Origin of the sequence: Ramlibacter sp. 2FC (genome assembly GCF_005503345.1) — a bacterium.
Classification (GTDB): domain Bacteria; phylum Pseudomonadota; class Gammaproteobacteria; order Burkholderiales; family Burkholderiaceae_C; genus SCMQ01.
This window is the reverse complement of the sequence record NZ_SCMM01000001.1, coordinates 148,427-161,290: the sequence shown is the minus strand read 5'-3', so window position 1 is coordinate 161,290 and position 12,864 is coordinate 148,427. Positions and strand designations below refer to the sequence as shown.

12 protein-coding genes are annotated in these 12,864 nt (G+C 64.7%); 5 read left to right on the top strand and 7 right to left on the bottom strand.

The annotated features are described in order from the left end of the window. Positions 1-5: 5 nt before the first annotated feature. Together FFS10_RS23110 and FFS10_RS23295 are read left to right on the top strand one after the other, a co-directional pair. Positions 6-611 carry a GMC family oxidoreductase N-terminal domain-containing protein gene (locus FFS10_RS23110; protein ID WP_212744060.1) on the top strand — a complete coding sequence of 202 codons (606 nt, stop codon included), beginning with the start codon at positions 6-8 and terminating at the stop codon, positions 609-611. Continuing rightward, complete coding sequence (locus FFS10_RS23295; protein ID WP_212744059.1) at positions 536-1,663, top strand: GMC oxidoreductase; 1,128 nt, start codon at positions 536-538, stop codon at positions 1,661-1,663. Before FFS10_RS23110 ends, FFS10_RS23295 begins: the two co-directional genes overlap by 76 nt. A 34-nt stretch (positions 1,664-1,697) precedes the next feature. Here FFS10_RS23295 and FFS10_RS00820 read toward each other — a convergent pair whose 3' ends face one another. From FFS10_RS00820 to FFS10_RS00805, 4 genes are all read right to left on the bottom strand, one after another. Continuing rightward, positions 1,698-3,017: a TRAP transporter large permease gene (locus tag FFS10_RS00820; RefSeq protein WP_137890485.1), complete on the bottom strand. Its 1,320-nt coding sequence runs from the start codon at positions 3,015-3,017 to the stop codon at positions 1,698-1,700. After that, on the bottom strand, positions 3,014-3,487 hold the full coding sequence (locus FFS10_RS00815) for a TRAP transporter small permease (RefSeq protein ID WP_137890483.1): 474 nt from the start codon (positions 3,485-3,487) through the stop codon (positions 3,014-3,016). Before FFS10_RS00815 ends, FFS10_RS00820 begins: the two co-directional genes overlap by 4 nt. Before the next feature lie 103 nt (positions 3,488-3,590). Further along, on the bottom strand, positions 3,591-4,637 hold the full coding sequence (locus FFS10_RS00810; protein WP_137890481.1) for a TRAP transporter substrate-binding protein: 1,047 nt from the start codon (positions 4,635-4,637) through the stop codon (positions 3,591-3,593). Then, positions 4,637-6,304 carry a flavin-containing monooxygenase gene (locus tag FFS10_RS00805; protein ID WP_283957563.1) on the bottom strand — a complete coding sequence of 556 codons (1,668 nt, stop codon included), beginning with the start codon at positions 6,302-6,304 and terminating at the stop codon, positions 4,637-4,639. The genes FFS10_RS00810 and FFS10_RS00805 overlap by 1 nt, the downstream gene beginning before the upstream one ends. Before the next feature lie 278 nt (positions 6,305-6,582). Between FFS10_RS00805 and FFS10_RS00800 the strand changes: the two genes are divergently transcribed. Beyond that, positions 6,583-7,506 (top strand): alpha/beta hydrolase, encoded by a 924-nt coding sequence (locus FFS10_RS00800; protein WP_137890479.1) that lies wholly within the window; start codon positions 6,583-6,585, stop codon positions 7,504-7,506. A gap of 53 nt (positions 7,507-7,559) precedes the next feature. Then, entirely contained in the window at positions 7,560-8,069 is a 510-nt protein-coding gene (locus tag FFS10_RS00795; RefSeq protein ID WP_137890477.1) for a MarR family winged helix-turn-helix transcriptional regulator, read from the top strand. A gap of 21 nt (positions 8,070-8,090) precedes the next feature. Here the strand turns inward: FFS10_RS00795 and FFS10_RS00790 are convergent, their stop codons facing one another. The 3 genes from FFS10_RS00790 to FFS10_RS00780 are packed head-to-tail and all read right to left on the bottom strand — an operon-like array spanning position 8,091 to position 12,061. Next, positions 8,091-9,671, bottom strand: coding sequence for an acyl-CoA synthetase (locus tag FFS10_RS00790; RefSeq protein WP_137890475.1), 1,581 nt, complete (start codon positions 9,669-9,671; stop codon positions 8,091-8,093). Next, a complete protein-coding gene (locus FFS10_RS00785; RefSeq protein ID WP_137890628.1) occupies positions 9,668-10,834 on the bottom strand; it encodes an acetyl-CoA acetyltransferase in 1,167 nt (388 codons plus the stop codon). Before FFS10_RS00785 ends, FFS10_RS00790 begins: the two co-directional genes overlap by 4 nt. Positions 10,835-10,882: 48 nt before the next feature. After that, entirely contained in the window at positions 10,883-12,061 is a 1,179-nt protein-coding gene (locus FFS10_RS00780) for an alpha/beta hydrolase family protein (RefSeq protein ID WP_137890473.1), read from the bottom strand. 190 nt (positions 12,062-12,251) lie between these two features. On the opposite strand from FFS10_RS00780, the gene wrbA reads away from it, so the two are divergent. Further along, positions 12,252-12,857, top strand: coding sequence for an NAD(P)H:quinone oxidoreductase (wrbA, locus tag FFS10_RS00775; protein ID WP_137890471.1), 606 nt, complete (start codon positions 12,252-12,254; stop codon positions 12,855-12,857). Positions 12,858-12,864 lie beyond the last annotated feature (7 nt).

The window sequence follows — 12,864 nt, the reverse complement described above, 5'->3', positions numbered from 1 at the left end:
TTGGGATGAACGGCACCTACGATTTTATCGTGGTCGGCGCCGGGTCCGCGGGCGCCGCGCTGGCCGCGCGCCTGAGTGAAGATCCGAATACGAGGGTCTTGCTGCTGGAGGCCGGCGGGCCGGACAAGCATCCGTTCCTGGCCATGCCGCTCGCCTTCCGCAAGATCTTCGGGCACCCGTCCTACAGCTGGAACTACCGCTCGGAACCCGAGCCCGCCTTGCACGGCCGCAGGCTGGAGATCCCGCGCGGCAAGACGCTCGGCGGCACCTCGTCAATCAACGCGCTGATCTGCATCCGCGGCCATCGGCGCGACTACGACCGCCTCGCAGAGAGTGGCCTCGAAGGCTGGGGCTACGACAGTGTGCTGCCCTACTTCAGGCGCCTGGAGACCAGCTGGCGCGGCGCCGGGCACTTTCACGGCGGCAGCGGGCCGGTGCAGGTCACGCCGATGACGCATGCGGACATGCTGTACGAGCCGCTGCGCCAGGCGGCGGTCAACGCGGGCTCGGCGAGACCGATGACCCGAACGGCGCTGTGCAGGACGGCATCAGCCGCATGGAAGCGACCATCGGCGGCGGCCGGCGATCGAGCTCGTCGCGCGCCTACCTGACCGAAGCGGCCACGCGGCCCAACCTCACCATTCGCGTCGAGGCCCAGACGCAGCGGCTGATCCTCGAAGGCCGGCGCGCCGTCGGCGTCGAATACCGCGATGCAGGCGGCCTGCACCAGGTCTTCGCGAGCGGCGAGGTCGTGCTGTCCTCGGGCACCTACAACTCGCCGCAGATCCTGATGCTCTCGAGTATCGGCCCGCGCCGGCAACTCGAAGCGCTCGGCATCGACTGCGTGCTCGACCTGCCGGGCGTGGGACAGAACCTCTCCGAGCATCCGAACCTGATCATGGTGTTCGGCGCGAAGAAGCGCGTCGGCCTGACGAAGTGGCTGCGCTACGACCGCACGGCCGCCGCGGCAGCCCGGTGGTTCCTGCGCCATGACGGCGTGTTCGCGACCAACAGTGCCGCGGCGAACATCTTCATTCGCACGCGCGTGGGGCTGGACCGACCGGACATGCAGATGATCTGCATGTCGGTCAACAACACCGCCACGATGTGGTTCCCGGGCCTGACGCCGCCGCCGCTGTTCGGCTTCTCGGCACGAGTGGGGGCGTTGCACCCGCTGTCGCGAGGCGCGGTCTCGCTGCGCTCGGCCGACCCGGGCGAGCCGCCGCGCATCCTCTTCAACCTGCTGCAGGCGCCGGAAGACATGGCGACGATGACCGCCGGCGTGCGGGCCTGCCGCCGCATCTACGGGACCCACCCGCAGAAAGAGCTGGTCGGCGGCGAGTTCTTCCCCGGCAGCGCCGTGCAGGGCGACGCCGAACTCGCCGAGCTGATCCGCCGCAACGCCACCCACCGCTCGCATCCGGTCGGCACCTGCCGGATGGGGCTGGACGACCTGGCGGTGGTGGATGCGAAGCTGCGCGTGCACGGCATCGAGGGCCTGCGCGTGGCCGACGCCTCGGTCTTCCCCGAGGTGCCGAGCGGCAACACGAACGTGCCGTCCATCATGGTCGGAGAAAAGGCGGCCGACTTATTGAAGGGCCGCGAGCCGTCGGTCGCCAGCCAGCGAGACGAGCGACCCGAATGGACTTTTGCGGGCCATTGACAAACTGGCCCGCGCGACGCGGGGCCTCGCCCGTTCAGCCCATGAAACTTACCAGCCAAAGAGAAATACCCGGAAAGACGAGCAGCACCAGCATCCTGACCGTGTCAGTGACCAAGAAGGGCATGACGCCTCTATAGCTGTCCTGGATTGGGACGCCCTTGGCCATGCCGTTCACGACATAGACGTTCAGCCCCACCGGAGGCGCCAGCAGTCCGAAGCTCACCGTCATCAGCACCATGATGCCGAACCAGATGGCAACGCTCTCCTTGGGCATTCCGAAGTCCATTGCCATAATCATTGGGAAGAAGATGGGAATGGTCAGAAGAAGCATTGAAAGCTCGTCCATGACCGCGCCGAGCAAGACGTAGAACAGCAGGATGGCGGCCACCACCCAGAACGGGCCAAGTCCCCAGGTCGACACCACTGCGGCAAGCTGGACCGGAACCTGGGTTAGCGCGAGCGCACCGTTCATCAAATCCGCTCCCAAAAAGATCAAGAAGATCATGGCGGTTGCTTCAGCGGTGGAATAGAAGCAGTGCCGCAGCTTCTGCCGCGTGAGCTCCCCCCTCAGCAAGGCGGCGATGAAGGTAGATGCCGCGCCGACAGCGGCGCCCTCGGTGGGCGTGAACAGGCCGCCATAAATGCCGCCGAATACCACGACAAACACGATGGCGATCGGCGCGATGCCGACCAATAGTCCGGCGCTGACACCCGTGAAAGCGCTGCTGCGCGCGGGTGCGTGTTCCGGCCGCAGCCGGACATAAACCGCAATGGCGACGAGGTAGCCGCACATCGCGATGAGGCCAGGCAAGAAGGCTGCGGCAAACAGCTTGGAAATGTTCTGTTCGGCCAGGATTGCATAGATAACGAGGGGCACGGACGGCGGGATCAGAATCCCGAGCGTGCCACCCGCGGCGAGCGTCCCCGTCGAGAAACCGTTGGAGTACCCCTGCCGCTTCAGCTCGGGAAGCGCTACCGAGGTGATCGTTGCCGCCGTCGCTACCGAGGAGCCGCAGATGGCACCGAAGCCTGCGCTCGCGAGGACCGCTCCCATGGCCAAGCCGCCGCGGAAGCGGCCGGTGACGGCGCTGGCGAACTCGAACAGCGCCTTGGAAATTCCACCTTGCGTGGCAAAGTTCCCCATCAGAATGAACAGCGGGATGACGGATAGATCGTAGCTCGCGAAGCGCGCATAGGCCTGCGTGTTGAGAAAACTGGCGAGCGGCGCCCATCCGGCCTGCAATGCATATCCAACCGCGCCGGCAAAGAACATGGCCCCCGCGATCGGCACGCGCACAGCCATTAGCGCCAGCATCAGCCCGAGTATCAGCAAGGCCAGGGAGATCGAGCTCATGGAAGCTCCTCTCTCAGGCCGGTGAAGGCCTGCACCAAGGCGATCATTGCCGTCAGCACCAGCGAGGGAGCAATGACTGCATATACTGCCCACTCAGGGAACCCGAGCATCATGGTCCGAGAACCAGAACTCCACGAGTGCCAGCCTCCAACTCCCGCGCGCCACGCGCACACCCCCAGACCAACCGCCAGGAGCGCGGCACCGACGCGGTCCAAGCGCTCATTGGTGGTGGGCTGCAGGGTGGAGGTGAAAAAATCAACGATGATGTTCGCGCGTCTGAATTGCCCCCATGGCATGAACAGCGCGATGGCGGCGCCGGCAACGACTCCGGTGAGCTCGTAGTCGCCCGCGATCGTCCACCCAGTGGTGTTCCGGCCTGCAACGCTGACGCAGATCACCAAGGCGACTGCGATCAACAGCAAGCCCGCCAGGACCGCGCAGAGCCTGGCTAAAAGTTCAAGTGTTTTCACGTGTGGTTCTGTTTGGATCGCGTACAGGCTGGGCACAGCGCCCGCGATTTCGGAGATGAGGGTGTGCGCCCCCGGCGAGGGCGCCGCTTCTGTGCCCCCCGGGTCAGACAACTGGCTTGTACTTGGCGATCAGCGCACGGGCGCTGGCAAGCAGCTTGGTGCCGTCGGCGCCGCGCTCGTTCATGTCCTTGACCCAGTCCTGTACGACGGACTCGGTGCGCTGCATGAAGACTTGCGCGTCCGCCTTGTCGACCACATGCACGGTGTTGCCGCGGTCGATGACCGCTTTACGTACGACCGGGTCATAGGCAGAGACCTGCCGTCCGAACCAGCCGGAGACCTCCAGGCCGGAGTTGTCATCGATCACCTTCTTGAGGTCCGCAGGCAGTGCCGCATAGCTGTTGGCATTCATCACCAAGATCTGGATCGAATTGTTCAGGCCTGGCATGCCCTTGGGAAACTCGGTGTGGTTCGTGGTGAGCTCATCCAGCTTCGCGGCGGGAGCGGTATCCCAGGGAATCATGGCCGCCTCGATGGTGCCCTTGGACAGAGCGTCCGGAATCTGGGGCAAGGGCATGCCGACCGGGATCGCCCCCAGCGCGCTCAGCATCTGCGTCGCCCGCCGGCTGGGCCCACGCACCTTCATTCCCCGCAGGTCCGCTGCCGTTCTCACTGATTTGCGCCGGGTGTGCAGCACATTCAACCCATGCGTGTGGATGGCAAGGTATTTGACGTCCTTGAGTTCTCCGGCAGCATGCGTGTGCATGAACTCCCACGCAGCTTTGGACGAGCCTTCGGCGTCGTAGGTCATGAAAGGAAGTTCGAATACTTCCGAAGCCAGGAACCGCCCGGCCGTGTAGCCAGTCAGCGTCCACACGAGGTCGACCACCCCGTCGCGCGCCTGATCCAGCAACTGCGGTGCCGTTCCGCCCAGCTGCATCGACGTGTAGCCCTCGAACTTGATGCGGCCACCGGACTCCCTCTCAACCTTCTGCATCCAGGGCGTGATCACACGCGCCCAGATGTTGGCGCTCGCGGGAACGAAGCTCTGGAACTTCAGGGTCACGAGCGGCGCGCCATGGCTTGCTGCAAACGGAGCACCGAGCACGGCTGCGGCGCCGAGTCGCAGGAACTGCCTCTTCTTCAACATCACTGTCTCCTCGCGTGGTGATTGCCTGAGCGGGTATTCGCGCAGGCAGTGGATGAGCGGACCAGTTCGCCGGACTGCGCGTCCGATGCAAACTTGAAGCCTTCATAGTCGTTGGCTTCGACGCGCTCGATGATTCGCCTGTACGTAGGCACCCCGGAGACGAACGCCATGAACACTCGGGGCTTGCCGGGGATGTTCGCGCCGACATACCAGGAATTCGCACGGGTATACAGGGTCTTGTCAGCCTCGTCCGCACAGAGCTGGACCCAACCCGCCTCGGCCTCTCTCGTCGCCTCGACGCGCTTCAATCCGTCGGCGTACATCCTTCTGATGAGCCGCATGATCCAATCGACGTGAGTTTCAATGGAGTGCACCACGTTGCTCAGCACCGAGGGGCTGCCCGGGCCGGCGATGACGAACATGTTCGGATAGCCGGCAATGCCCAGGCCCAGGTAGGCCACGGGCCCATCCTTCCAGCGCTCGCGTAGCGGCACTCCGCCGGATCCACGGATGTCGATCGCGAGCAGTGCACCGGTCATCGCGTCGAAGCCGGTTGCGAAGATGACCGCGTCGAAATCGTACTCACGCTCGGTGGTGCGCAGGCCGTGCGGCGTGGCCGCGACGATCGGCGTGGCCTGGACGTCAACAATGTCGACGTTGTCCCGGTTGAAGGTCTCGTAGTAATGCGAGTCGACGCTCAGCCGCTTGGCGCCGAAGGGGAGGTTGTCCCTCGGGCACAGCAGTTCCGCCTTCCGCGGGTCCTTGATCTTGGCGCGGATCTTGGCGCGGACGAACTCGGCGACCATCCTGTTCGTCTGTTCGTTGCTCATCTGGTCGGCGAAGGTACGCAGCATCCGGAACCCTCCTCCCGCGCCCTTCCAGCGATATTCCAGTTCCGCGAGTTTTTCCTCGTCGGTCATTTCGGCGGCCGTCTTAGTGTTCGCGTTCAGGAACTGGCCCGTGATCGCCTCGCGGCCCAAGATGCGGCGCTCTGGGTACCGTGCCTTGGCGGCCCGCAGCGCTTCCGGCGTGAAGGCGACGTTGTGCGCCGGCACGCTGAAGTTCGCCGTGCGCTGGAAGACGGTGAGCTGCGCAGCCTGCTCGGCGATGACGGGAGTCATCTGCACGCCACTGGAACCGGTGCCGATGACTGCGACGCGCTTTCCGGTGAAGTCGACGCCCTCCTTGGGCCACTGCGCGCTGTGATAGACCGCGCCGGCGAAGCTGCCCAAGCCGTCCAGCTTGGGACGCTGCGGCAGCGACAGGGCGCCGGTGGCCATCACCAGGTACGTGGCGGCAAAGCGTTCGCCCGCCTCGGTCGTCACTTCCCATTGCCCCTCTTCATCCTCGAAACTGGCCGCGGTCACGCGCGTGTTCAGCTGGATGTCCGGACGCAGCGAGAATCGGTCGGCCACATGGTTGATGTAGCGCAGGATCTCCTCCTGCGGCGCGTATCGCTCGGACCAGCTCCACTCCTGCTCCAGCTCCGGGCTGAATGAGTAGGAATAATCGAGACTCTCGACGTCGCATCGTGCGCCAGGGTAGCGGTTCCAGAACCACGTGCCGCCGACGCCGTCGCCCGCTTCGAGAACGCGCGTGCGCAGCCCCATCTCCCTTGCGCGGTAAAGCTGGTACAGCCCGGCGAAGCCAGCGCCGACGATCAGCATGTCGTATTTACCCTGAATGCCCATTCGATTCCTTTTCAATGGCAGGCGTGGATCAAATGCCATCCTGCGCAGCCTGCGCCACGAGTAGCGTTTGCATGAATTCTAATTCTGTTAGGTTGACACATCAACCTCATGGTCTACTGGTTTGTACTAGGTTGATATATCAACCTAGGTGCGTTTGAATGGCTCTCCGCGCGCGGCACGGGGAGCTGCGCGCCTCAAAGGATTTCACGCATCAACGGGTGAGCTCCACCCCCTCTTTGTACAAACCAAAAAAGATGGACCAGCAGATCCAAGACCTTCTCGAGCGCGTTCAGCAAGCCGGCCGCAAGCCCTTCTCGCAATGCACGCCGCAAGAGGCCCGCGCGTTTCCAACGATGATGAAGAGCCTGTTCGGGTCGGCGCCGGCCGGCACGCGCAACCGTGACCTGACCATCCCGTCATCCGACGGCTTTGCCGTTCCAGCCCGGCTCTACAAACCGGCCGGCGGCGCCGCCGGACTCATCGTCTTCTTCCACGGCGGCGGCTGGGTGCTGGGGTCGGTGGACGACTACGATCCATTCACGGCGACCCTGGCGGCGGAAAGCGGGTTCGCCGTGCTCTCGGTCGACTATCGACTCGCACCTGAGCATCCTTATCCGACCCCCGTGCACGACGCGCGTGCGGCGCTTACGTTCGCGGCGGAGCATGGGTCGCGGCTGTTGGGAGAGCCGCTGCAAAAGCTTGTCGCCATGGGTGACAGCGCCGGGGCGACACTCGCCACGGTCGCGACGCGCCATCACCGCGGTGATCCCGGCAAGCGCGCCGTGGATCTGCAGGTGCTGGTCTATCCTGTCGCCGCGGCCGGGTTCGACACCCAAAGCTACCGCGACTACAGAAAAGGATTTCTCCTCGGTGAGCAGGACATGCGCTGGTTTTGGGACCAGTATTGCCCGCGCAACGAACTGCGCACGCATGCGGACGCCAGCCCCAGCGCCGCTGCCGACCTTGCCGGCTTGGGCAAGGTTCTTGTCCTGACGGCGGAATGTGATCCGTTGCGTGACGAGGGCGAGCAGTATGGGCGCCTTCTCGCCGCCGCGGGCAATGCATGCGAGGTCGTCCGATGCGAAGGGTTGGTGCATGGCTTTCTGGCGATGATCAACTTTGCACCGTCCGCCCGGTCCGCATTTGAGAAAATAACGGCAGCGATCCGCAACGCGTGAGATCGACAGCGCCTGTCTGCCCCATCCGGGGATTTCTCGAACCCACTGACTCTATGAAACTAGATCTCGACAACTATGTTCCGGGACTGCTTCTCCGGTTGTCCAACAACATATCCAGCAGCGCCTCGAACGTCTATCGCGAGCGTTTTGGCGTTTCGGTCACCGACTGGCGCTTGCTGTCATTCTTCAAGCTTTATCCGTGGTCGACAGCGTCTCAGGCGTGCGAGCTGATGGGTTTGGATAAGGCGGCTGTCAGCCGCGCCGCGGCATTTCTGGTTGAGCAAGGATGGTTGGAGACCCGCCCGCAGGGGCTGCGTAAGGTCGAGTACCGCCTCACTCCGGCCGGAAACAAGCTTCACGACGATGTGTGCAAGGTGGCCTTGGCGCGGGAAGATGCGTTGCTTGCAGGCTTTTCCAAGGAGGAGAAGGAGATCCTGGTCGCGATGATGTGGCGCATGTTCGACAACGTCGGCGCGGTGCGCCGTGTGGGTCGCGGGTCACCGACAAGCAGGCGCCAGGCACAGAGTTCTTCGCCTGAAAAGCGGAAGCCAGCGACCAATTGAAGTGCCTACGGCGTGGCGCGTTCACGCCCGCAAGTCTCCGCGCTCGAAGAGCTGCTGCCGAATGTCCTTCTTGGCGATCTTCCCGTAGCCCGATTTCGGCAGGTTGTCCCAGAAGACCACATGGTGCGGCCAGCGATAGCGCGCACAGCGGCCTTCAAGATGGGCGAGCAGCGCGTCGCCATCAAGCTGTGCGCCCTCACGCCGGACTACCACTGCCACGCCGACTTCGCCCCACTTGGGGTCGGGTACGCCGAGCACCGCGACTTCGGCCACCGCCGGATGCGTCAACAAGACCTCTTCCACTTCACGCGGGTAGACGTTCGAGCCGCCGGAGATGTACATGTCCGACTCGCGACCGGTGATGTACAGCAATCCACGTTCGTCCATCTTGCCGAGGTCGCCAGTATGGAACCATCCGCCGCGCAGCGCATGTGCAGTCGCTTCCGGATTGTCGTGATAGCCCGAAAACACCGCCGGTCCGCGCACGCAAATCTCGCCCACCTGGCCTACGCCGACCGGCTTGAGCTCGGCATCGAGAATCGCCACCTCCATGCCGGTGCGCGGACGACCACACGATCCGACATTCGCGTTCGGATCGTCGTCGCCGGCCGAATGCATGTCTGGCGGCAGCACCGTGATGTTGCCCGTGACTTCACCGAGACCGAAGTACTGCACCAGCACCTTGCCCAGTTTCTGCAGCGCGAGCTTCTGGTCGGCGCGGTACATCGGCGCCCCGGCATAGATCATGTAGCGCAGGCTGGAGTGGTCGTAGCGGTCCACGGTCGGATGCTCCACCAGCATCTTGACGATGGTCGGCACCGTGAACAGGTTGGTCACGCGATGCTTCTCCACCGCCTGCCAGAACGCCTCGGGGTCCAGCTTTTCTCCCGGCAGGAGCACCGTGGCTGCACCCCGCGCCACGTTCACCAATGCATGGATTCCCGCGCCGTGCGACAACGGCGCCACCGCAATGGAGCAGTCTCGCTCAGTCGTGCCGGGGATCAGGTCGGCCAGGTGGTTGGTCACCACGAAAGCCATCTGCCCATGCGTCAGCACGCCGGCTTTGGGGCGGCCGGTTGTGCCGGAGGTGTAAAAGAACCAAAGCGGGTCGTCATGGGCGACAGTTTCGTGCTCGGCTTTCGCCCCCAGGTAGCTGCGGACGAGCTGCTCATAGCTGTGCTCACCCGTTCGGGGCTCGCCGATCGTGATGATGTGCTTCAGCCCTGGGGCCGCGGCACGCACCGCGTCGGCATGGGCCGCGAACGCGTCTTCCACGATCATCGTGGTCGCCCCGCTGGACGCCCCCAGGTAGGCCACCTCCGGCGGCGTCAGCCGGAAATTGGTGGGCACCCAGACACAGCCGAGGCGAAACGCGATCCAGCAGCTCTCGAACATCTGCACGTTGTTGCGCGACTGCACGAGAATGCGATCGCCCTTGCGAATGCCGAGCCCGCGCAACGCGGCGACCATGGCAGCCACGCGCTGCTCGAGCTCGGCCCAGGTCCAGGTCTGTTCGCCTCGGAACAATGCAGGGCGGTCCGGAAACAACCGGGCGGTCTGCGTGAGCAGCTGCCCGAGGTTCATGACCTGCGCAGGGTTCACGCCGACTCCAGGATGCTCAGGTAGCTGGCGACGGCGGAGCCGCCCATGTTGAACACGGCACCGACGCGCGCGTCCTGCACTTGCATGCCCCCTGCCGTGCCCGACAGCTGCATCGCCGCCATGACGTGCTGCGAGACGCCGGTGGCGCCAATGGGATGCCCCTTGGACTTGAGGCCGCCGGACGGGTTGACCGGCAGCTTGCCGTCCATTCGCGTCACGCCATCGAGGATGACGCGCGCGCCTTGCCCGTGAGGCGCAAGCCCCATCGCCTCGTACTCGAGCATCTCCGCGATCGTGAAGCAGTCATGCGTCTCCACGAACGACAGGTCTTCGAGCCTCGCTTCGGCGGATGCCAGTCCCTTCTGCCACGCGAGCGCTGCGCCTTCGAAACGCGTGGGGTCGCGCCGCGACATCGGCAGGAAATCATTGACCTGCGTGCGCGAGCGCCAGCGGACCGGCGCAACCTTCGCGCCGCGCAAAGGCTCCGTCGAAAGCACCAAAGCCGCTGCCCCATCGGAAACGAGCGAACAGTCGGAGCGCTTCAACGGGCCGGACACGAAGGGGTTCTTGTCCGAGGCCGTGCGGCAGAAATCGAAGCCGAAGTCGCGCCGCATGTGGGCATAAGGGTTGTGCATGCCGTTGCTGTGGTTCTTGGCCGAGATCGCGGCCAGCGCGTCGGACTGGTCGCCGAAGCGCTCGAAGTACCTGGTCGCGATGCCGCCGAAGATGCCTGCGAAGCCGGCCGGGTCCGTGCCCTCCTCCTTGACGTAGGAGCACTTGATCAGCGTGGCCGCCACCTGCGGGGTGGTGAGCTCGTTCATCTTCTCCATGCCGATCACCAGGGTGCGCTTCATGCGCCCCGCCGCCATGGCATCCAGGGCTGCCCAGATGGCCGCGGACCCCGTGGCGCAGGCATTCTCGGTGCGCACGGCAGGCGTGTGCCGGAACTCGGGCATCGCGACCGCCGGCAGCGATGCAGTGAAGTCCTGGCCGACAAAGCCGGCATTGAAGTGACCAACAAAGATGCCGTCGATGTCCTTGGGCTCGAGGCCGGCGCTATCCAGTGCGGGCTGCACCGCGTCCCGGATCATCTGCTCCAGGTCCAGCTTGTCGAGTTTGCCGAAGGGCGTATGGCCCCAACCAATGATGTATGAGCTGCTCATGGCTATCCTCTGCAAAGAAGGTAAACGAAATCAGGGTGCCAGCGGGCTTCAGGCCTCCAGCAACTCGCGCTCGACCAGCCAGCCGCGGATCAAAGCCGTCGCCTCCTTCATCAGCTCGGGCTGACCCGCGTAGTAGTGTGTCGCGCCCTTGATGATCCGGTACGTCTTGTCGGGCGACGCGGCGGCCTGGAACAGCATCTTCGGATGCGTCTGCGGTACGGCGTCATCGGCGCTGTTCTCGATCACCAACAGCGGCGCGCGCATGCGCCTCGCGTTCTCGAGTCCGTTGCCGCAGGAGTCGTCGAGCGACCATTGCGACAGCCAGGAACGCAAGGTGGTGAAGCGCGCCAGCCCCACCGGACCGGTATTCACCGTCTCCGGATTGCCCATGTAGCACCACCGCGGCTTGCGGTCGTTGGGATCGAGCGAGGGATCGAGGAAGCGCGGGTCAGCCAGCGTGCGGTGGACGATGAACGGCCGCTCCATCTCGCCCGTGCCGCGTGCCTTCAGTTCCTGCAACTTGGCCTTGGCCCAGGATGTGATGCGGCGCATGCGGGCGAGCTGGGCCGCGCGGTAGCGGGCTATGTACTCCTGCGAGTACGGCGGCTGGTTGGGATTGCGCGGGTCGTAGATGTCGAGTTCGACCTCGCGGTCATCCGGGTTCGCCTCGTCGCGTACGGACGGATCGATCGCCTCCGCCAGCAGATGCGCCCGTGACAGATGCGCTGCCTGGTAGATGACGGCGTCCGCCGGGATGAGGCCGGCGCCCTTCAAGTTCACGGGATCGCCCGCGGGCGTGTGCGTGATGCTGGGGTTTTCGGCTTCGGCCTGGTAACTCACGGCCAGCGAACCGCCGCCGCTCCAGCCGACCAGCACCACGTACTTGTAGCCCCACACCTCCTTGGCATGCCGGATGTAAGCGCCCAGATCCAGGAACACCTTTTCCATGATGAGGGCGGTGTCGTTGCGCTGGTAGCGACTGCCCGCGCACAGCACGTGCGCGCCCGTTGCGGCCATCGCACGCGGCACGGGCAACAGCTGCAGCGTGGATGCCGGGTGCATGAACACCATCAGCGTGTCCGAGGCGTGGCCTTGCGGCCGGAAACGGATGCCCTCCAGGTTCACTGCCCCCTGGCTGCCGGAGAATCCATAGGTCTCGGTGAAGGTGGCGCGTTCCTCGTACTGGAGGTGCAACCACTCGGTTTCGATGTCGAATGCTTGGGTCATGTGCCCACTCTACGAGTGAGCGCTGGTCTCGGCAGTCCCCCCGGAGGGGACAGACACGCCGCGGTCCTCGCGGGACAGTCAGTAAGCCGAGGACCCATCACATGACTTCCACGCCTTCCTGGCTCCAGGTCGAGGAGAAAGTCTGTTGGCCGCGTGAGCACAACCAAACAGCAGGAAAGGAAAATCACGGATGCCGAACATCACGATCGTCTGCTATAGCAGCACCGGCAACACCTGGGCCATCGCCAATGCGGTGGAGCAAGGCGCGCGCGAGGCGGGCGCGAAGACACGTTTGCGCAAGGTACGTGAGCTCGCCGGCCCCGAGGCCGTTGCAGCCAAGCCGGCCTGGGGCGCGCACCTCGAAGCGGTGAAGGACATACCGGAAGCGACGCTGGATGACCTCGACTGGGCCGATGGGTTCGTATTCGGAACACCGACGCGCTTCGGGCTTCCGTCGGCCCAGTTGAAGCAGTTCATGGACACGCTGGGCCCGCTGTGGGCCCAAGGCAAGCTGCAGGATAAGGCCGCAGCCGCGTTCACCGGCGCCGGCAATATGCATGGCGGGCAGGAAGCCACCCTGCTCGCGCTGCACAACGCGTTCTACCACTGGGGCTCGATCATCGTGCCGATGGGCTACACGGACAAACTGTTGTACACGGCGGGTGGCAATCCCTATGGGGTGAGCTACAGCGACCCGCGAGGGCAGCCCATGCCGCCTGAGAAACTCGCTGCCGCGCGGTACCAGGGCGCGCGGGTGGCCAAGTTCGCGGGTCTGCTTGCGGCGGCACGCCGCTAGGGAAGGT

Bases quoted from the DNA above. Each gene is read 5' to 3' on its own strand.
- FFS10_RS00780 (WP_137890473.1), bottom strand. From the start codon at position 12,061: ATGACCCAAGCATTCGACATCGAAACCGAGTGGTTGCACCTCCAGTAC.
- FFS10_RS00805 (WP_283957563.1), bottom strand. From the start codon at position 6,304: ATGCTGATCGTCGGCGCTGGCTTCGCCGGGCTGTACCAGCTTTACCGC.
- FFS10_RS00820 (WP_137890485.1), bottom strand. From the start codon at position 3,017: ATGAGCTCGATCTCCCTGGCCTTGCTGATACTCGGGCTGATGCTGGCG.
- FFS10_RS00810 (WP_137890481.1), bottom strand. From the start codon at position 4,637: ATGTTGAAGAAGAGGCAGTTCCTGCGACTCGGCGCCGCAGCCGTGCTC.
- wrbA (WP_137890471.1), top strand. From the start codon at position 12,252: ATGCCGAACATCACGATCGTCTGCTATAGCAGCACCGGCAACACCTGG.
- FFS10_RS00785 (WP_137890628.1), bottom strand. From the start codon at position 10,834: ATGAGCAGCTCATACATCATTGGTTGGGGCCATACGCCCTTCGGCAAA.
- FFS10_RS00800 (WP_137890479.1), top strand. From the start codon at position 6,583: ATGGACCAGCAGATCCAAGACCTTCTCGAGCGCGTTCAGCAAGCCGGC.
- FFS10_RS00795 (WP_137890477.1), top strand. From the start codon at position 7,560: ATGAAACTAGATCTCGACAACTATGTTCCGGGACTGCTTCTCCGGTTG.
- FFS10_RS23110 (WP_212744060.1), top strand. From the start codon at position 6: ATGAACGGCACCTACGATTTTATCGTGGTCGGCGCCGGGTCCGCGGGC.